The organism is Micromonospora salmantinae (genome assembly GCF_022230905.1).
Taxonomy (GTDB): Bacteria; Actinomycetota; Actinomycetes; order Mycobacteriales; family Micromonosporaceae; genus Micromonospora; species Micromonospora salmantinae.
Window position 1 is genome coordinate 239,911 of the sequence record NZ_JAKKFG010000004.1, and the last position, 18,213, is coordinate 258,123.

At 70.6% G+C, this 18,213-nt stretch carries 17 protein-coding genes; 5 read left to right on the top strand and 12 right to left on the bottom strand.

The genetic code is table 11. The annotated features are described in order from the left end of the window. Positions 1-66 precede the first annotated feature (66 nt). A complete protein-coding gene (locus PSH03_RS03625) occupies positions 67-1,404 on the bottom strand; it encodes a glycosyltransferase family 4 protein (protein WP_210781958.1) in 1,338 nt (445 codons plus the stop codon). A 136-nt stretch (positions 1,405-1,540) separates the two neighbouring features. Beyond that, positions 1,541-3,484, bottom strand: a complete 1,944-nt coding sequence (locus PSH03_RS03630; protein ID WP_238688242.1) for an amylo-alpha-1,6-glucosidase — start codon at positions 3,482-3,484, stop codon at positions 1,541-1,543. Positions 3,485-3,526: 42 nt separating this feature from the next. Between PSH03_RS03630 and PSH03_RS03635 the strand changes: the two genes are divergently transcribed. Beyond that, positions 3,527-6,235: an MGH1-like glycoside hydrolase domain-containing protein gene (locus PSH03_RS03635; RefSeq protein WP_210781954.1), complete on the top strand. Its 2,709-nt coding sequence runs from the start codon at positions 3,527-3,529 to the stop codon at positions 6,233-6,235. Positions 6,236-6,418: 183 nt separating this feature from the next. Here PSH03_RS03635 and PSH03_RS03640 read toward each other — a convergent pair whose 3' ends face one another. The 4 genes from PSH03_RS03640 to PSH03_RS03655 all read right to left on the bottom strand — a co-directional run bounded on the left by PSH03_RS03640 (position 6,419) and on the right by PSH03_RS03655 (position 10,316). After that, a complete protein-coding gene (locus PSH03_RS03640; RefSeq protein WP_238688243.1) occupies positions 6,419-7,156 on the bottom strand; it encodes a hypothetical protein in 738 nt (245 codons plus the stop codon). Positions 7,157-7,566: 410 nt separating this feature from the next. Further along, complete coding sequence (locus PSH03_RS03645) at positions 7,567-8,619, bottom strand: NAD-dependent epimerase/dehydratase family protein (protein WP_238688244.1); 1,053 nt, start codon at positions 8,617-8,619, stop codon at positions 7,567-7,569. Positions 8,620-8,637: 18 nt separating this feature from the next. Next, positions 8,638-9,099 (bottom strand): MerR family transcriptional regulator, encoded by a 462-nt coding sequence (locus PSH03_RS03650; protein WP_210781948.1) that lies wholly within the window; start codon positions 9,097-9,099, stop codon positions 8,638-8,640. Positions 9,100-9,158: 59 nt separating this feature from the next. Further along, entirely contained in the window at positions 9,159-10,316 is a 1,158-nt protein-coding gene (locus tag PSH03_RS03655; RefSeq protein ID WP_210781946.1) for an FAD-dependent oxidoreductase, read from the bottom strand. Positions 10,317-10,417: 101 nt separating this feature from the next. Between PSH03_RS03655 and PSH03_RS03660 the strand changes: the two genes are divergently transcribed. Continuing rightward, positions 10,418-11,017 carry a TetR/AcrR family transcriptional regulator gene (locus PSH03_RS03660; RefSeq protein ID WP_210781944.1) on the top strand — a complete coding sequence of 200 codons (600 nt, stop codon included), beginning with the start codon at positions 10,418-10,420 and terminating at the stop codon, positions 11,015-11,017. Between the two features lie 88 nt (positions 11,018-11,105). Here the strand turns inward: PSH03_RS03660 and PSH03_RS03665 are convergent, their stop codons facing one another. After that, complete coding sequence (locus PSH03_RS03665) at positions 11,106-11,489, bottom strand: DoxX family protein (protein ID WP_210781942.1); 384 nt, start codon at positions 11,487-11,489, stop codon at positions 11,106-11,108. Between the two features lie 157 nt (positions 11,490-11,646). Here PSH03_RS03665 and PSH03_RS03670 point away from each other — a divergent pair, with 157 nt between their 5' ends. Continuing rightward, positions 11,647-12,561 carry an RNA polymerase sigma-70 factor gene (locus PSH03_RS03670; RefSeq protein ID WP_210781940.1) on the top strand — a complete coding sequence of 305 codons (915 nt, stop codon included), beginning with the start codon at positions 11,647-11,649 and terminating at the stop codon, positions 12,559-12,561. 4 nt (positions 12,562-12,565) lie between these two features. Here the strand turns inward: PSH03_RS03670 and PSH03_RS03675 are convergent, their stop codons facing one another. After that, on the bottom strand, positions 12,566-13,765 hold the full coding sequence (locus PSH03_RS03675) for a low temperature requirement protein A (protein ID WP_238688246.1): 1,200 nt from the start codon (positions 13,763-13,765) through the stop codon (positions 12,566-12,568). A gap of 179 nt (positions 13,766-13,944) precedes the next feature. Here PSH03_RS03675 and PSH03_RS32755 point away from each other — a divergent pair, with 179 nt between their 5' ends. Continuing rightward, a complete protein-coding gene (locus PSH03_RS32755) occupies positions 13,945-14,523 on the top strand; it encodes a TetR/AcrR family transcriptional regulator (RefSeq protein WP_238688247.1) in 579 nt (192 codons plus the stop codon). A gap of 30 nt (positions 14,524-14,553) precedes the next feature. Here the strand turns inward: PSH03_RS32755 and PSH03_RS03685 are convergent, their stop codons facing one another. Continuing rightward, positions 14,554-15,198 carry a hypothetical protein gene (locus tag PSH03_RS03685; RefSeq protein WP_238688248.1) on the bottom strand — a complete coding sequence of 215 codons (645 nt, stop codon included), beginning with the start codon at positions 15,196-15,198 and terminating at the stop codon, positions 14,554-14,556. Positions 15,199-15,352: 154 nt separating this feature from the next. Between PSH03_RS03685 and PSH03_RS03690 the strand changes: the two genes are divergently transcribed. Next, positions 15,353-16,063 carry an HAD family hydrolase gene (locus PSH03_RS03690; protein ID WP_210781932.1) on the top strand — a complete coding sequence of 237 codons (711 nt, stop codon included), beginning with the start codon at positions 15,353-15,355 and terminating at the stop codon, positions 16,061-16,063. A gap of 459 nt (positions 16,064-16,522) precedes the next feature. Here PSH03_RS03690 and PSH03_RS03695 read toward each other — a convergent pair whose 3' ends face one another. From PSH03_RS03695 to PSH03_RS03705, 3 genes are all read right to left on the bottom strand, one after another. Next, positions 16,523-16,798, bottom strand: a complete 276-nt coding sequence (locus PSH03_RS03695) for a hypothetical protein (RefSeq protein WP_210781930.1) — start codon at positions 16,796-16,798, stop codon at positions 16,523-16,525. A 47-nt stretch (positions 16,799-16,845) separates the two neighbouring features. After that, complete coding sequence (locus PSH03_RS03700; protein ID WP_210781928.1) at positions 16,846-17,277, bottom strand: RusA family crossover junction endodeoxyribonuclease; 432 nt, start codon at positions 17,275-17,277, stop codon at positions 16,846-16,848. 185 nt (positions 17,278-17,462) lie between these two features. Further along, positions 17,463-18,167, bottom strand: coding sequence for a VOC family protein (locus PSH03_RS03705; RefSeq protein ID WP_238688249.1), 705 nt, complete (start codon positions 18,165-18,167; stop codon positions 17,463-17,465). Positions 18,168-18,213 lie beyond the last annotated feature (46 nt).

The following is an 18,213-nucleotide window of genomic DNA, read 5'->3' on the forward strand; positions in this document are numbered from 1 at the left end:
CAGCCGCTGTCCGGGCTACACCCTAACCAGCGGATCGGAAGTCACCTATCGGTCGTCCGACTCGGCTCAGCAGGCGGCGTGGTCGGCGGCGGCAGCGAGCAGGTTCCCTTCCGGGATGGCGATCCGGGTCCGCCCGCCGCTCAGGCGGGCGGCGGCGCGTCGGGCCTGCACGGGGCCGTGTTCGCGACGAGCGGTGGCGTAGCTGGCGGCGGTGCGGGCCGCGATGGTGGCCCAGCCGTACCGCTCGCCGACCATCGTGCGGGCCCGGCGGGCCAGCCGCCGGGCGAAGACCTCGTCGCCGAGCAGCTGGCCGACCGCGCCGGCGAGCGCGTCCGGGTCGCTGTGCGGGAACGTCACCCCGGTCACGCCGGGTTCGACGATCTCGGCGAGGCCGCCGGTACGGGCCACGGCGAGGGGCGCCCCGGCGGCCGCCGCCTCCAGCGCCACCATGCCGAACGGCTCGTAGAGGCTGGGCACCACTGTCGCGTCGGTGGCGCCGAGCATCGCCGGTAGTTGGGTGGAGTCGAGGAACCCGGTGAACCGGACGGTCGAGCTGAGGGCCAGTCGCCGGGCCTCTGCCTCCAACTCGGTGCGGTACGGGCCGTCGCCGGCGATCACCACGCGCAGCCCCGGGTGTCGTTCGCGCAGCCGGGGCACGGCGTGCACCAGGTGCTGGACGCCCTTCTCGTAGACCAGCCGCCCGGCGTACCCGACCAACGGGCCGTCTCCGGCGAACCGTGCCCGGGCCGACGCGACCGCTCTTGGGCGGGCCCGCCAGGCCCGGTCGTCGACCCCGTTGGGCACCACGTCGACCTGGGCGGCCGGTACGTCGAACAGCGCGGTCACCTGGTCGCGCATGTAGCCGGAGCAGGTGATCACCCGGATGGAGGAGCTGCTGAGCCAGTGCTCGACGCCGTGGATGGTGCGGTTCATCTCCTCCGGCAGCCAGCCCTGGTGCCGTCCGGCCTCGGTGGCGTGCATGGTGGTGACCAGGGGGAGGTCCAGGTGCTCGGCCAGGGTGACGGCCGTGTGGGCGACGAGCCAGTCGTGGGCGTGGATGACGTCGTAGGAGCCGGCCTGGGTGGCGCGCAGGGCGGTGCGGGTGAGGGTGTGGTTGAAGGCCATGGTCCAGGCCAGCAGGGAGCCGGTGGCGAGGGGGAAGGTGACCGGGTCCTCGGGGGCGCGCAGGATGCGTACGCCGTCGGCGTATTCCTCCAGGGGTGCGCCGTCGGAGTGGCGGGTGACGACGGTGACCTCGTGGCCGGCGGCGGCGAGGGCGACGGAGAGGGCGTGCACGTGTCGACCGAGACCGCCGACGAGCACCGGCGGGTACTCCCAGGAGAGCATCAGCACCCGCAGCTGTCGGGCGGGGTTGATGTCGATCACGTGGGCATCGAGTGACATGCGGCCCCCTTTGAGTTGTCCCCGGGCGCGCGCCGACCGACACCGAATCGATGTCGCCGTCGCGTCTGGATCGGGGCCAATCCTGCCGGGATCGCGATAACCAGCGGCGACACCACCGTTGCGGTCGTGTAAAGCGCTACTGGCTCTTTCGCCGCACCCGCAGCAGCTCGGCCACCGACCATGCCTGGAACGGGCACCCGGTAGCGGTGTGCGGCGCGAGGCCATCGGCCGTCTCGCTCACCGAGCCTAACCCATATTCCACCAAATGAGCCTCAATGCCAACGAATACGTCATCGACGGACATCTTTCCCCGGCGTGCGGCGTCCACGTACGGGCCGAGCAACCACGGCCAGACCGTGCCCTGGTGGTAGCCCCCGTCCCGGTCGGCCGGGCCGCCCCGGTGCCGGCCCACGAACTCCGCGGAATCCGGGGCCAGACTGCGCGGCCCGAGCGGGGTGAGCAGCCCGCCCCCGACCCGGCGCAGCGTCGCCTCGTCCGGCTCCATCGGCGCGTACGGCAGCGACCACGCCAGCAACTGGTTGGGGCGCAACGCGTCGTCGTCGTGCAGGGCGGCGCCACCCAACGGGTACGCCGGCGCGGGCGCGTCCAGCACGTCGTGCAGCCAGCCGGTCGGGGCCGGGAACCGCTCCCGGAACGAGGCGGTGGCCTGCCGGTGGCGTCGCCACAGCTCGTCGGCGTCCTGCCCGGCCAGCTCGGTCAGCTCCGCGAGCCCGGCCAGCGCGTTGATCCACAACGCGTTGACCTCGACCGGCTTGCCGGTCCGCGGGGTGACCGGCACCCCGTACACCCGGGCGTCCATCCAGGTCAGCGCGGTGCCGGCGGCGCCCTGGGTGAGCAGCCCGTCGGCCGGGTCGACCCGGATCCCGTAGCGGGTGCCGGCGGTGTGGGCGTCGATCACCGCGCGCAGCGCGGGCAGCAGTTCGTCGCCGAGGTCGGTGTCGCCGGTGACTGTTACGTGCCGGCTCACCGCGTGCAGGAACCACAGCGTGCCGTCGACGGTGTTGTACTCCACCCGACCGGTGTCGGCCGTGTTGGCGAGCATTCCCTCGGACAGCGTCGCCGCGTACGCCCGCAGCAGCTCCCGACCCTCGTCGGCGCGACCCGTGCAGAGGAACAATCCCTCGTACGAGATCATCGTGTCCCGCGACCACGCCCCGAACCACGGGTAGCCGGCCACCACGTCCACCGCCGCCTGGTTCGTGCGCACCACGAACGCGTCGGCGGCCAGCGCCAGGGTGGCGTCCACGTCGTCGGCCGGCTTCGCCGTCGCCACCACCCGCCGGTTGCGCCGCCTCGCGGTCGCCACGATCTCCTCCGCCGGCGGCGGCTCGTCGTCGAGTCGACCGGCCCAGGCCCGCACCGACACCGTGTCGCCGGGCCGTTCCAACTCACCGGAGAAGCGGCCCGCGTACCAGAGGTCCTCGTCGGCGTTGAGGCCCCGGTTGGCCTCCTCGCGGTGGTGCACGCCCAGCCACCACTGCCCCTCGGGCGACCAACCCGGGCCGGCGAGCCGGTACGCGCCCTCGACCACCGCGCCGTCGGCCACCGCCTCGACCTGCGGGATCGGGCCGTCGGCCCGCCGTTCGCCGTGCGCGTCCCGCCAGGTGCAGGCGGCCGACAGCTCCAGCCGGACCGGACCACCGGCGACCAGCCGGTGCACCACCGCGACGCAGGAGCGGCCGGGCAGCATGGCCAGCTCCCGTTCGATCACCACAGGGCCGATCCGCCACCGCCACCGGGGCAGCCCGTCGACCAGGTCGAAGCGCTCCAACAGCTCGAAGCCTCGCGGGTCCACGTCGCCGGAGGCCCACTCGTGCGCGCCGAGGCGCACCCGCGCGCCGGACGGCAGGGTGACCGCCGGATCGAGGCTGACCAGTCCCACCTGGCGGGACGCCGGCGTTTCGCCGGGAACCACCAACAGGCCGTGGTAGCGACGTGTCCGCAGCCCGCCGACAGTGCCCATCGCGTAGCCGCCGAGGCCGTCGGGGACCAGCCACTCCCGGCTGGCCGCGCTGGTCAGGTCGCCGCAGATCTGCGGGCCGAAGTGAATGTCGATCAACTTTCCTCCACCGGCGGCGGGGTGTAACACGCCACGACGAGAATGGCCGCTGTGGTCAAGTACCGCGGCGACGTCAAAGATGTGCACGTGATCACTGACCGATCGTCCTCCGACGCCTCGCCACCCGACGCTGAGCGGCTCCGGCTCGCCCAGGCTGACGCGGGGGAGCAGGACTGGCGTGCATGGGGTCCCTATCTGTCCGAACGGGCGTGGGGGACGGTGCGGGAGGACTACAGCGAGCACGGTACGGCCTGGGACTACTTCCCGCATGACCACGCGCGGTCCAGAGCCTACCGGTGGAATGAAGACGGGATGGCCGGCGTCTGCGACGAACGACAGACCTTCGCGTTCGCCCTGGCCCTCTGGAACGGCAAGGACCCGATCCTCAAGGAGCGGATGTTCGGCCTCGGCGGCGACGGCGGGAACCACGGCGAGGACGTCAAGGAGTACTGGTGGTACGAGGACTCCACACCCACCCACTCCTGGATGCGCTGGCGCTACCACTACCCGCAGGCTGCCTTCCCGTACGACGAACTCGTCGCGGTGAACGCGTTGCGCGGCCGCGACGACACCGAGTACGAGCTGGTGGACACCGGGATCTTCGACGACGACCGGTACTGGGCGGTGACAGTCGACTACGCCAAGGCCTCCCCGACCGACCTCTGCATGGTGGTGACAGTCGCCAACCGGGGCGACCAGGCGGCCACCCTGCACGTCCTGCCCACCCTGTGGTTCCGTAACACCTGGTCCTGGGGCCTGCCCGGCGGCGACCGGATCCCCCGGCTGACCGGCCAGGGCACCCGGCTCGTCGGCGAGCACCGGGTGCTCGGCCAACTGCTGCTGGAAGGCGACGGCGGCCCGGTGCCGCTGCTCTGCGACAACGACACCAACGCCGAACGGCTCTGGGGCCTACCCGGTCGCTCCCCGTACCCGAAGGACGGCATCAACGACCACGTCGTCAACGGCGCGGCCACCGTCAACCCCGCCCGGGAGGGCACCAAGGGCGCGCTGCACTACGTGCTCGACGTGCCGGCCGGCGGGCAGCGCCAGATCCGGCTGCGGCTGACCCGTACCGCGTCGCCGCCGGCCGCCGCGCCGCCGCCCCCGGCCGACCTCAGCGACGGCTTCGAGGCCGTGGTGTGGGCGCGGCGGGCCGAGGCGAACCGGTTCTTCGCCGGAGTGATCCCACCGGCCGCCACAGCCGACGAGGCGCTGGTCGCCCGGCAGGCCATCGCCGGGCTGATGTGGGGCAAGCAGTTCTACCACTTCGACGTCAAGCGCTGGCTCGAAGGCGACCCGGGCTCGACACCGCCGCCGGCCGGGCGTCGGCACGGGCGCAACAGCGCCTGGTGGCACATGACCAGCTTCGACGTCATCTCCATGCCCGACCCGTGGGAATACCCCTGGTATGCGGCCTGGGACCTGGCCTTCCACTGCGTGAGTATCGCCCGGGTCGACCCGGGCTTCGCCAAGGAGCAGATCCTGCTCCTGCTCCGCGAGTGGTACCTGCACCCCAACGGGCAGATCCCGGCGTACGAGTGGGCGTTCGGTGACGTGAACCCGCCGGTGCACGCGTGGGCGGCGCTGAAGGTGTTCGAGATCGACGGCGGCCGGGACTACGAGTTCCTGGCCCGGGTGATGCACAAGCTGCTGCTCAACTTCACCTGGTGGGTCAACCGCAAGGACACCGGCGGCAACAACGTCTTCGAGGGTGGCTTCCTCGGGCTGGACAACGTCGGGCCGTTCGACCGCTCGGCGGCGCTGCCGGTCGCCGGGGTGCTGGAGCAGTCCGACGGCACCGGCTGGATGGGCATGTACGCGCTCAACCTGCTGGACATGGCGATCGTGCTCGCCGAACACGACCGGACCTGGGTGGACACCGCTACCAAGTTCTTCGAGCACTTCGCCTACATCGCCGCCGCCGCGTACGAGCAGGGGTTGTGGGACGACGAGGACGCGTTCTTCTACGACGTGCTGCGCCTCGCCGACGGCACGAAGGTGCCGCTGAAGGTCCGCTCCGTCGTCGGGCTGCTGCCGTTGGCCGCCACCACCCGGCTCACCGCCCGGACCCTGCACCGCCTGCCGGAGCTGGGCGCCCGGCTGCGTTGGTTCCTCACCAACCGCCCGGAGTACGCCCAGGTGATCGGCACCCGCCGCCTCGGCCCCGACGGCCGGCAGCAGCGACTGCTGTCCATGGTCGGCCCGGAGCAGGTGGTCCGCCTGCTCGCCCGGATGCTCGACCCGGACGAGTTCCTCTCCGACTTCGGTCTTCGTACGCTGTCCCGCGCCCACCTGGACAAACCGTTCTCGGTCACCCTCGGCGGGCAGGAGTTCTCCGTCGGCTACGAGCCGGCCGAGTCGACCAGTGGGCTGTTCGGGGGCAACTCGAACTGGCGCGGTCCGATCTGGATGCCGACGAACTTCCTGCTGATCAGCGCGCTGCGCGACTACGCGGCGTTCTTCGGCGACGACCTCCAGGTGGAGTACCCGACCCGCTCCGGGGTGAAGCACACCCTGGACGAGATCGCCGACGACCTCTCCGCCCGGCTGATCTCGCTCTTCACCCAGGACGACTGGGGTCGACGGCCGATCTACGGTGCCGCTCAGATGTTCCAGACCCACCCGGACTGGCGCGACCTGATCGCCTTCCCCGAGTACTTCCACGGCGACAACGGGGCCGGCCTGGGCGCCTGGCACCAGACCGGCTGGACGGCCCTGGTAGCCGACCTGATCCTCACCCTGCGCCGCTGACCCCGCCCGCCCTCGCCCCGCCCTTGCGGTCGGGTCCGAGTCCGCCCGCCTCTGCGCCTCGTCGGCATGATCGCGCTCGATCCAGGTTGTAGTGGCATCGCCGGCGTCGGGAGGCCACTCGATCCTGGATCGAGCACGATCATGTCGGTCGACGGAGGCAGCACCACCCTCGGGCTGCTCGAACTATTCGGTGAGCACCTTCACGGTGTCTGCTAGTCCGTCGTTCCGGTTGATGCCGACGAAGAATTCGCTCCCCACGTGGGTGACATCTTCGATCTCATCGACCAAGTTGTTCCCCGGAATTCCGATGTCACTCTCCACATCGCCTCCAGACCAGTTGTACTGGTACACCCAATTCCACCCGGTAGCGGGCGTTGAGGTGTTGATCGACTTGGTGTTCCAGATATAGTTCTCTGAGCAGTCAATGCCTTGGTCGGAACGATTATCGTGACTCGTCAGGTTGCTCTTCACCAGCGTCCATCCGCTCGTAAGCGCGCCGGCGCCGGGATGTGTCCACAGGCTACCCAACCGTCGGGCAGCATATTTGCCGGCTCCACCGGCGGCCGTGGCGCTGTAGCAGAGACCGCTGATGTTGCCTATCGGTAGACGCACTTCCCCGGTTGTGCCAACAGATCCGTCGGCGTTCAGGCGCACGATTGTCACCTTGTCGCTCAGAAACGCGGATTGGCTCCCCTGGGTAGCAATCAGGGCCGGGCCCTGGCCCAGATAGTTCGCGTTGTAGGCGAGGTCGTTACCGTGGCCGAGTGTGGGTATGGACCTTGGTGCCCCGGCGCAGACCCAGCTGGTGCCGTCCCAGGTTGAGCCGTCGCGCAACCACCTGGACAGGACGGGCTCCGCGCCGGCCGCCTTGGTGAAAATGATGTAAAGCTGGCCGCCTGGCCCTGCCACCATGCCTTGCATGACCGTGCGACCGTCCTTGCACGCACTGCTGTTCGGGATGTTCAGCCGTTCCGCCCCGCTCCTGTCCGTAGCAGCGTAGGCAGATGCCGCTGGGACGATAGCGATTCCAACTGAGAGTGCGAGCACGGTCGCGACGCTCGATAGTTTCTTCAATTCGGTGTCTCTCCTCTGCGGGTAAGGCGAGGGGAGGGTATCAGTTGATGTCGACTTGTCTATGCTGCCTGTGTCGTGGTGGCGAACCGGGCCTCGCCTGCTGCTTGGCCTCGATGATTCGCGCTGGGGGTGGGCCCCTTCGCCCGGCAGCCGCTGTGGTGTGTTGCCGCCGCGCGTGCCCGCTACCGGCGCACCGGTAGCTGCGGCGGCGAGCCTTGGTGCGATCCTCCGTAACCAGCCCGAGCACGCTGCAGCGGTCAGGTGGTGACCACGCCGAGCTTGATGAGGCTGTCGGCGGTGTCGGTGATGGTCGTCTCCACCGGGCGGGGCCGCCAGCCGAGGACGGTGCGGGCCTTGTCGTTGCTGATCACCGGGACCTGACCACCGAGGGCGGCGGCCTCACGGAGCGCCGGCTCGGTCTTCGCGGCCTCCCGGACCTCGTCGTCGCTCAACTCGCGGGCCGGCACCCGGTCGGCCAGGCTCGGCAGGTGTCGGGCGAGCATCTTCGCCAGGTCGAGGAAGCTGATCGACCGGCCACTGACCCCGATGAACCGCTCACCGGCGGCGTCCGGGTGCAGCATCGCGCGCAGGTGCAGGTCGACCACGTCCCGGACGTCGACCACCCCGAAGTGCATCCGGGGTACGACCGGCATCGCCCCCTGCAGGAATGCCTGCACCAGGCCGGTCGAGGCGGACACCCGCGACCCGAGCAGCGGCCCGAAGATGCCGGTCGGGTTGACGACGCTCAGCTCGACCCCACCGTTGTTCCGGACGTAGTCCCAGGAGGCGCGTTCGGCGAGCGTCTTCGACCGGTGGTACGCCGGGATGTCGTCGTCCACGTTCGTCCAGTCCGCCTCGGTGTACTGGCCGTCGGGCTTGACGGTGTAGCCCACCGCCGCGTACGACGAGGTCAGCACCACCCGCCGTACGCCGGCCTCGCGGGCGGCGCGCAGGACGCGCAGCGCTCCGTCGCGGGCTGGCCGGATCACCTCGTCGTCGTCAGTGGGCGGGGTGAACGGGAACGGCGACGCGTGGTGCAGCACGTAGCGCGCCCCGGCGACCGCCTCGGCCCAGCCCTCGTCGGCGGAGAGGGCTGCGGTGCGGAACTCGACCCGGCCATCCGGGTTCGTGCCCGCCTGCCGGACCCGGTCGAGCACCTCGTCGCCCTGGCCCGGCTCACGGACGGTGATCCGCACCCGGTAGCCCTCGTCGAGCAGTCGGGCGACGGAGTGCCCGCCGAGGTGACCGGTCGCGCCGGTCACCAGCACCAGGGCGTCGTCGGTGCAGCGAAGTTGAAGATCGGTTGACATGGTGTGTCCCATCGTTGGTCAGAAATCCTGAAGAGCGCGCTCCACCTGCTCGACCGCGCGGGTTTCGGCAGCGGCGTCGTCTCGGTGCCGGGCATCCCACATGTCTGCCTTGGCGCGCAGGTACGCCTGGCGTACCCGTAGCCGCTCGATCTCGGCGGACAGTCGGTCGGCGTGCCGGGCGAAGAGGTCGCGTTGTTCGGCGGCGGCCGCCCGGTCGCCCTCGTCGAGCAGCGTCAGATACCGGCGCATGTCCGCGACGCTCATCCCGGACGACCGCAGGCAGGCCAGGGCGTCGACCCGCTCGGCGAGTGGGGTGTCGTAGCGGCGGTGGCCGCTGCTGTCGTCGCGGGGCACCGCACCGAGCAGGCCGACCTTCTCGTAGTAGCGCAGAGTCGGCTCGCTGAAGCCCGACCGCTGCGCCATCTCCTGGATGGTCAGGGGCCATTCGGCCTGCTCCCGGCCTTCCCTCGTCGCTGCCATGGATGAAGCGTCCCCAACTTCAAGCGCTTCAAGTCAACCGATGTGACGCGGGGCACCGCTCAACGATTTGCCCGTTCGATACCTCGTCGGACGAGGCCGCTGACGCCGGGCAGGGTGATCGCCCGGATGGTCAGATCGCTCATCCAGACGTGGAATCGGCTGGGTGGCGCGTACTGGGCCATTCCCCGGCGGGCGAGTGCCTGCCGTTTGTTGACCTCCGGGCGTAGTCCGGTCTCCCACTCGGCGAGTGCTGCCGGGAGGTCGTCGGCGTGCCGTCGCAGGGCGGCGCCGAGGTGGTCGGCGCCGGCCAGGGCGAGGGCCGCGCCGTGTCCGGCGAAGAGCGTCACGCACCACGCCGCGTCTCCGAGCAGGACGACGCGACCGGCGCTCCAGCGCGGCATGACCACCTGGCTGACGGCGTCGAAGTAGGCGCTGGCCGGGTCCTTCGCAAGATGGTCGATCGCGTCGGGCACGCCGCCCGCCAGATCTCCGAACGCGGCCCGCAGCGCGTCGACCGGCCCGCGCCTCAGGTCTGCGGCGGGCTGCGCGCTGCGATAGGTGAAGAACGCCGACGACCGGTCCGGGCCCAGGTTGACCATCGCCGCGGTGCGCCCGGGGCCGATGTGCGTGGTGGCTGACGACTCGGGCACGCCGGGCACCGGGTGGGTCACGGGGAAGGCGGCCACGAGGTACGGGAGGTCCACCCGGAAGTCGGGGCCGAACACGGCGGTACGGGTGGCCGAGTGCACCCCGTCGGCACCGACCAGCAGGTCGGCCTGCTCGATGGTGCCGTCGCTCAACTTCACGCGTACGTGATCGGTGTCCTGGTCGATGGACGTGACGGTGGTGCCGAAGCGGATGTCGACCCGGTCCCGCACCGCTTCGAAGAGGCTGGCTTCCAGGTCGCCGCGGAACACCGAGAGGGCCCGCTTGCCGAGTGCGGCCTCGGCGATGGCGGTCGGCACTGTGAACTTGGGGCGTCCGTCGGCGTGGACCAGCACTGTGGTGAACAGCCCGAGGTCGGCGGCGGTCAGCGCGGGGAGCAGGCCGAGGCGTTCGGCGGCGTCGTAGCCCGGCCCGATCAGGTTCACCATGTAGCCGCTGCTGCGCCGGGCCGGGGCTCGTTCGGCCGCGAGGACCTGCCACCCGTCCTGGTGGAGTCGCAGGGCTGTGGCCAGCCCGGCTATCCCCGCACCCACGATCACCGCACGTTTCATCCGGCACCTCCGTCACCTGGAATGAGCATCTGCTCAAACCAGTATGAGCGACTGTTCATACCGGCGCAAACGGCGGCGGCGGCACCGCCTAGACTTCAGCCATGCCGCGCGGAGTCGCCATCCCAGCGCTCAGACAGCAGCTCTTCGCTGCCGTCGAGCGGTTGATAGTGGAAGAGGGGCCGAGCAGGCTCACCGGCCGGGCCGTGACGCGCGAGGCCGGCGTCGCGACCGGCCTGCTCTACGCGCACTTCGCGAACTTCGACGACTTCCTGACCGGGTTCGCTGTCGACCGCGTCTTCCAGATCTCCGGCGAGGTGGCCGGCCTGCCGGAGCGCGCCGGGTCCGGCACTGTCGCCGACAACCTGCGTCGGGCCGTCCTGGCCACGCCGTTGGGCACGCTGACGGCGTTGACCCGGCTGACCGCCTTCCGCCCGGAGTTGACGGCGAACGTCGAGGCGGTCCTGGGCAGTGGGATGTCGGGGCTGCGGGGGATCGAACGCGCGGTCGCCGACTATCTGGCCGCCGAGCAGACCCGTGGGCGGGTGCCTGCCGGCGCCGACGCCGAGGCACTGGCTCTGGCGGTGGTCAGCGTCCTGCACCACGTCGCGTTGACCGGCCACACCGACTCGTCAGCGGATCACCGGATCCAGCGGGTGATCGGCGCGCTCACCGACGGTTTCCCCGCCGCCGCACCCTCCTGAGCGCCGCGCCGCCCCGCGCGGGCCGCGCCGCCACCCTGCGGAGAACAGCGGGGCACCGTCGGTCAGCCGGGGCGGGAGCGGGCTCAACTCAGCCGGTGAAGGGCTCGGGTCCGAGGCGGCCCCAGGCCACGAACGCGGCCAGCGCGAGATAGATCAGATTCAGCACCATGAACCTCGCCTCGCCGTAGCGCAGGTGGGTGATCATCGCGCCGACCATCAGCAGAACCCAGCAGATCGCGGTCACCGGCACGAGCACCGGTGCGATGTCGAGCACGGCGGGCAGGATGAAGCCGACAGCGGCCAGGAGTTCGAGGACCCCGAGGGTCTTGACGAAGCCCACGCTGGCGTCGCCGGTCCACCCGCCGCCGTTGGCGGCGGACAACTTCTGCTTGGGTACGAACGTCTTGGTGATGCCGCCGGCCAGGGCAATTGTGGCCAACAGGCCGGCCGCGATCCACAGTGCCAGGTTCATGATTTGCCTCCGTATCGGGTCGCACAGGAGACACCGCCGGCCGGTGCGCTGTGACAGCTCGTGAAGTGACGAGGAGCACCGACGCCCGGTGTCACAGAAGTCGGGAGGCCGGTGTCTGGTGAGCGACGCGGTCGAGTTCGGCGAGACTGGAGGACGTATGGATGCGGGAGGCGGAATCGTGAGTGCGGACGGCCGGGGGGACGGCACCGTCGACGCGTTCGTCAACCACAGAAACCTCCTCTTCACCGTCGCGTACGAGATGCTCGGTTCGGCTGCCGACGCGGAGGACGTACTCCAGGAGACCTGGCTGCGGTGGGCGGACGCGGATCACGCGACGGTTCGGGACCAGCGTGCCTACCTGGTCCGGATCACCACCCGCCAGTCGCTCAACCGGCTGCGTGCGGTCGGCCGGCGCAGGGAGTCCTACGTCGGCTCCTGGCTACCCGAGCCGTTGCTGACAGCGCCCGACGTCGCCGACGACGTCGAACTCGCCGAGAGCGTCTCGATGGCGATGCTGCTGGTGCTGGAGACGCTGGCGCCGACCGAGCGGGCGGTGTTCGTCCTCCGTGAGGTCTTCGACATTGGATACGACGAGATCGCCGAGGCGGTCGACAAGAGTTCGGCAGCGGTCCGTCAGATCGCCCACCGTGCGCGGGCGCATGTCGCCGCGCGCCGGCCGCGCGGGATGGTCTCCCCGGCGGACACCCGGCGGGCGTTGGACGCGTTCCGGCTGGCGGTCGAGACCGGCGACGTGCAGGGCTTGCTCGACGTCCTCGCGCCGGATGTCGTGCTCCTCGGCGACGGCGGCGGCATCAAGCAGGCCGTGCTGCGGCCTGTCGCCGGGGCCGACAAGGTGGCCCGCCTGCTGTGCAGCAGACACGCCAGGGTCGCGACCATGTCGCTGCACCCCGCTCAGGTCAACGGTCACCCGGCGCTGGTTCTGCGGCTCGACGGCGCTGTCGACACGGTCCTCGCGTTGCGTATCGACGGCGGTCTCATCAGTGGGGTCTACGCGGTGCGCAACCCTGAGAAGTTGTCCCACATGCGGCGGGAGACCACGCTGCGCCGTTGACTGCCTAGTACGGGGGCGTGGGTGTCTCTGATGGGTGTCGACGGGAGCGTCGCGCGTCCGCGCTGGCGACGCCGAGCAGCACCACGGCGGCGACGGCGCCGGCGGTGAAGGGCTGGAGGTGCAGTGCTGCCGGGATCAGCAGGCCGAAGGCCAGCAGGCCGGCCAGCCGGGACCGGGACACCCGACCGAAGACCTGGTATTCCAGCGCCGATCGTCCGGCGAGGAAGAGCACCGGGCCGCCGAAGATGGCGATGAGCCAGGTCGCCGGGAGGTGCCCGAGCGGCTCGGCGATGAACAGCTCGAAGCCGACGCCGGTGAGCACGATCCCCGCGATCATGACCATGTGGGCGAACGCCATGTCGGTAGCGAGTCGGGCCGGGTTACGAGAATGATCGACGGCGGTGCCCAGCATTCCTCCCGCGACGTGGAAGTAGATCCGCCAGAGCAGGACTGTGCTCGCCAGCGCCAGGACGAACCCACCCGTCTGGTCGATGTGGAACTCGCTGCCGCTGAAGGCGAGACCGATGACGAAGATCGCCTCGCCGAGAGCGATGAGGAGGAACTGTTGGTACCGCTCGGCCAGGTGCTCGGCGGCGATCATCTGCACGCCGAGCCGTTGCGCGCCGAGTCGGGGGGTCGGCCAGCCGAGGAACAGCCCGGTGTAGTCGATCAGCACGGCGAAGGTCCAGAGTGACCCACGAACCGTGCCGTCGTCGACCAGCCCGCCGACGACCCAGAGCGGTGCGCTCAAGCCGAACCAGAACAGGATCCGGATCGACTGGTGTGGGTCCGGCCGGCCGTGCCCGGCGACGTGGAAGAACACCACTCGGCCGATCTGGAGGGTCACCAGGGTGATGGCGAAGAGGGAGGCCCGTGCGCCGAAGCCGTGCGGCACGGCGACGGCCATCGTCATGGCACCCACCAGCGTCATGACGATGACGGTCTGGACGATCGGGGCGTCCGGGTCAAGCCAACTGGTCGACCAGACCGTCACCGACCAGACCGCCCACAGCGCCAGGAACAGCAGCAGAGCCTGGCCGAGGCCCGCGTACACGCCCCGTTGGCCGTCGGTGAAGTCGGCGATCAGCCGCGCCGAGATCCGGGTGAGGGCGAAGACGAAGACCAGGTCGAGGAAGAGCTCCAGAAAGGTGGCCCGCTGGCGGGATGCCTCGCTGCGCAACAGTCTGTCGGGGGTGTTCCTCATGGGCTCGCCACGCGCCGGTGTCGCCGCACGATCACGTGCCCCTCCCGTCGCGGTGATCTCCTCGCCTAACGAGCCAGGGGGCGGCTGTGGCACGTGGAGCGAGGGAACCGGCCCACCACAACAGTCACCAATCCGTCACCCGACCGCTACGGCAGGTGTACGCCTCTACGCTCGTGGGCGTGCCCGGACCTGCCGAGAAGGCCACTGAACAGGACCGGCGTGACCTCATCGTCACCGTCGCGCGAGAGCTGGCCGAGACGGAGGGCTGGGCGGGCGTGACCACCCGACGGCTCGCCGAACGCACCGAGATCGACATGGGCGACATCTATCGGCACTTCGCCGATCTGGAGGCGCTGATCGCCGCCGTCGCGGTGTGCGCCTTCGCCGATCTGGCCGCCGACCTCGCCGAGGCGCACGCGGAGACCGCCGGCAGCCCCGACGGGGCTTGGCCGGCGGTCGCGACCGCGTACCTCGACTTCGCGTACACGAATCCTGAGGTCTATGACGCCATGCTCGCGCTGACCCCCGACCTGGCCCTCGGCGTGGATGGTGTGCCGGCCGCGCCGCGGTCGGTCTTCGCCGAGTTGCGGGCGGCCCTGACCCCGCTGGCCGAGGGGCGGGACCCGGACACCCTGGCCGAGGTGGGTTGGAGCCTGCTGCACGGCGTGGTGATGCTCACCCGCGGTGGCCGGCTGCGACCCGAGGGGCAGGAGGACCGCGAGGCGTTGATCGCGCAACGGTTGCTGCGGTGGCCCTGACCGGGCCGCCGCCGACGCCCCCGATCGTGGTCAGTTGATGGGCTGGCGGTCGGCCGGGCCCTTGTCGGTGAACCGGAACGTGGTGTTCAGCTTGGCGTTGCCCAACTCCTTGAGGACGAGACCGTTGCCGGGGAGGTGCTGCAGGAATCGGGTCTCGCTGCCGATCGCGTACGTGCCGTCGCCCTTGGCGACGATGGTGAACCGCTGGATCGGGTCGTCCTGGTCGCAGACGACGGCCCCGATGGTCAGTTCGGGCTCGATGTCCAGGCCGTTCACCTGCCAGCAGGACGGGTCGTCATTGACGGGGTGGTCGTCCCTGGTGCCGAATGCCCTGATCACGTACCGGTCGCCGCCGATCGGTGTCGGCACGAACAGGATGCGACCGCCGGTGTCGCCGCCCTCCTCGAGTCGCCCGCTGATCTCCAACGGCTGCCCCGAACCCTGCACGCGGGTGATCGTGACCTCGCGCTTGCCGGACAGCAGTGGGTCGGTCGCCGCTGCCGACGACGTGGTCGGCCCCGCTGCCGTCGGTGTCGGCGCGCCTGTCACGGCGCCCGACGGCGTCGGCGTGCCCGCCGCGGCGCCCGGCGCCTTGGCCGCACCGCCCTGGCACGCCACCAGCGCGCTGGCGCAGGCCAGCATCGCCGCCCCGGTGACCCACTTCGTGGTGAACATGCCGCACTCCTCAAGAGCCGTCCCGAACCTGATGTCGCCTCCGCATGACGACGGCCGTGCCGGAACGGTTCACGAAAATCCGGAAGATCTCAAATCGATCTCCCGCCTATCCTGTCTCTCGGCCTTGGGGGCGGTGGCACGGGGAGGGGATGGCATGACGGTCGGCGTGGCGGCGCGACGACAGGCACAGGTGTTGATCTTCGATGCGGACGACACGTTGTGGGAGAACAACGTCGTCTTCGAGCGGGTGATCGACGACTTCCTGGGCTGGCTGGACCATCCCACCCTGGACCGGGCCGCGCTGCGGGCCGTCCTCGACGACATCGAGCGGGCCAACGCGGTGGCGCACGGGTACGGCAGCAAGGTCTTTCTGCGCAGCCTGGCGGAGTGCCTGGAGCGGCTGCGCGAGCGGCCGGCCACCGACTCCGAACGTCAGGAGATCGACCGGCTGGCGGTGGCCCTCGTCGAGCACCAGGTGGAGCTGATGCCCGGGGTGGCCGACGCGCTCGACGAGTTGGGCGGCCGGCACGAGTTGCTGCTGCTCACCAAGGGCGATCGGGAGGAGCAGCAGCGCAAGCTGGACGCCTGCGGTCTGCTGCACCACTTCGGCGCCGCGCACATCGTCGCCGAGAAGAACGTCGACACGTACCGGTGGCTCACTCGGGAGCACGGCTTCGCGCCGGACGGCGCGTGGATGATCGGCAACTCCCCGAAGTCCGACATCCTGCCGGCGCGGGCCGCCGGGTTGAACGCGGTGTTCATTCCGAACGCGAACACCTGGGTGCTGGAGGACGACGAGCTGGACCCGACAGACGGTGGGGTGCTGCGGCTCGCCGCGTTCCGGGACCTGCTGCGCCACTTCTGACCGTACCGACGCCGAACAGCGTCGGGGATCATGGTCGCGTTACGCCGACCTGCCCGATTTTCAGCGTGGAAGAAGTCCTGCCGCCGGTCGTCCGACGCGGCTTGTCCGGCCGGTCGGAGCGCGCCTAACCTGGTCCGGCGCTCACGGCCCTTCGGGGTGTGTCGGGGCGCGTCGGCGTTCGGCGGGTGAGCACCGTGGAGCTGAGTGCGAAGTGGCTGGCTCACCCCGTTCTGGCGCGCGGCGTCGTGCCACGCCCGCGCGGCGGGGTGCCGGAGCTGTCCGCTTCCCTGTCGGACGGCCGAGGGTCAGGGCCGGGTAGTTGCGGACCCGGTCCTGACCCGCCCGCGAATCGTTCGACCGTTGCGAGCGGGGCAGACCGCGCGCCGGTTCGACTGTCAGGACGGCGGCATGAAGCGCAGATCTCTCCTCAGCTCAGCCGATACTGAGAGCCGCTGCGGCTCAGCCGGCCTCGCGGCGGACGATCGCCACCGCCACCCGGCAGAACTCGTCCATGTCCGGGTTGAACCCGGCAGCGATGTCGGGATGCAACCCGGAGCGGGTCTCCTCCAACAGCCGCTGGCAGACCTGCTCTACCGGTTCACCGGCGTAGCCGGAGCGGACCCGCTCGGTGGCCGCCTGAAGCGCCGAGGTCAGCTGCTCCTCCAGCGGGCCGCGCAGCTTCTGCTGCACGGGATCGAGCCCGCGGGGGTCGAGCGTGACATGTGGCTCCGACATCGGTGCTCCCTTCGTCGGCGTCCGCGATACCCCACCGCGGACGTCGGTCAAACCCCGGTCGGTACGGCGGCGACCCGCACCTGGTACGAGAACTCCTCCGCCGGCTCCTCGTGGTACGACAGCCGGCGGATCTGCCGGTCGTCGTCGTAGAGGGCGACGTCCACCAGCACGCCGAGGTGGGCGAGGCCGATGTTCGACACCCGCTTCTTGTCCTGCAACACCGCACAGACGCCGCCGAGAAGGGTGCTGGCGTCGGACGTACGGTGCCCTGGCGGGCAGCGCAACACCAGGTCCACCTCGATCGGCCCGGGCAACGGCGTCCAGCCGGTGCGCTGGGCCGCGGCGAGGGCGGCCTGGAGCAGGGTGCGGACCCTCGTCGCCTGCCGGTGCCCGGCGGCGAAGATGGACAACGCTTCGGTCTTGACCGGTGGCAGGCCGCTCACCTCGAACGTCAGGGCGAGAGCGCGGGTGTCCTGCACGACGGCACCTCCTCGTTGGGACGATCCTGCCGAACCGGGGGAGCGGCGGTGGGACGTTCCCGCGATTACCAACCGATCGGGCAGGCATGGGTCGGCCGGAGGCGTGTCGACGGCGGCGGCGAACGCGCTGGCTACGGCGCTAGGAAAACGCTAGCCGACGACGCCCGCGCTCGGTAGTCGGTCGTTCACCCGGTGGGGCGTGGGGTGAAGGCGCAGAACTCGTTGCCCTCCGGGTCGGCCAGCACCCACCACCAGTGCGCCTCGTCGAGCGGCTCACTCAGCAGCGTCGCGCCCGCCGCGATCAGCGCCATCGGCTCCGGGTCGACCAGGTCGACGTCCCAGTGCAGCCGGTTCTTGACCGTCTTGGGCTCGGGCACCCCGACGAACACCCAGTAGTCCCAGGGGAAACCGGACGCGCCGACCACCGACGAGGTGCTCGGCTCGTGCTCGACGGTGCCGCCGACCACCCCGGCCCACCAGGTCGCCTGCGCCGCCGGGTCGGTCGAATCGACGACCAGCTCGAAGGGGCCCGGTCGGGTGCCGTCGCGGGCCGGGAACGCGCAGAACTCGTTGCCCTCCGGGTCGTCGAGCACCCACCAGGTCGCCTCGCCGCCCGGTTCGCGGACCAGCCGGGCGCCATCCGCGACCAACGCCGCCGGGTCCGCCCCGGCCAACCGCAGATCCAGGTGTACGCGGGTCTTGCCGACCCGAGGCTCGGGCACCTTGTTCACCCAGATGGACTCGGCGTTCGAGCGCGCCGAGCGGGGGTCCACCCGGGTGTCGTCGTCACCGGCATCGGCCACGTCACCGTCGAGCATCCGGGCCCAGAAGGCGCCGAGCGTGAGCGGGTCGGTGGCGTCGAGACAGAGGTCCTTGAAGCGCGCGATCATCGTCCCAGCATGCCTGGTCCGGGCGAACGTGTCCGGGCAGAGGTTC

Excerpts from the sequence above, each read along its gene's own strand:
- PSH03_RS03625 (WP_210781958.1), bottom strand. The coding sequence starts at position 1,404 with ATGTCACTCGATGCCCACGTGATCGACATCAACCCCGCCCGACAGCTG.
- PSH03_RS03635 (WP_210781954.1), top strand. The coding sequence starts at position 3,527 with ATGGCCGCTGTGGTCAAGTACCGCGGCGACGTCAAAGATGTGCACGTG.
- PSH03_RS03640 (WP_238688243.1), bottom strand. The coding sequence starts at position 7,156 with ATGCAAGGCATGGTGGCAGGGCCAGGCGGCCAGCTTTACATCATTTTC.
- PSH03_RS03645 (WP_238688244.1), bottom strand. The coding sequence starts at position 8,619 with ATGTCAACCGATCTTCAACTTCGCTGCACCGACGACGCCCTGGTGCTG.
- PSH03_RS03650 (WP_210781948.1), bottom strand. The coding sequence starts at position 9,099 with ATGGCAGCGACGAGGGAAGGCCGGGAGCAGGCCGAATGGCCCCTGACC.
- PSH03_RS03655 (WP_210781946.1), bottom strand. The coding sequence starts at position 10,316 with ATGAAACGTGCGGTGATCGTGGGTGCGGGGATAGCCGGGCTGGCCACA.
- PSH03_RS03660 (WP_210781944.1), top strand. The coding sequence starts at position 10,418 with ATGCCGCGCGGAGTCGCCATCCCAGCGCTCAGACAGCAGCTCTTCGCT.
- PSH03_RS03665 (WP_210781942.1), bottom strand. The coding sequence starts at position 11,489 with ATGAACCTGGCACTGTGGATCGCGGCCGGCCTGTTGGCCACAATTGCC.
- PSH03_RS03670 (WP_210781940.1), top strand. The coding sequence starts at position 11,647 with ATGGATGCGGGAGGCGGAATCGTGAGTGCGGACGGCCGGGGGGACGGC.
- PSH03_RS03675 (WP_238688246.1), bottom strand. The coding sequence starts at position 13,765 with ATGAGGAACACCCCCGACAGACTGTTGCGCAGCGAGGCATCCCGCCAG.
- PSH03_RS03685 (WP_238688248.1), bottom strand. The coding sequence starts at position 15,198 with ATGTTCACCACGAAGTGGGTCACCGGGGCGGCGATGCTGGCCTGCGCC.
- PSH03_RS03690 (WP_210781932.1), top strand. The coding sequence starts at position 15,353 with ATGACGGTCGGCGTGGCGGCGCGACGACAGGCACAGGTGTTGATCTTC.
- PSH03_RS03695 (WP_210781930.1), bottom strand. The coding sequence starts at position 16,798 with ATGTCGGAGCCACATGTCACGCTCGACCCCCGCGGGCTCGATCCCGTG.
- PSH03_RS03705 (WP_238688249.1), bottom strand. The coding sequence starts at position 18,167 with ATGATCGCGCGCTTCAAGGACCTCTGTCTCGACGCCACCGACCCGCTC.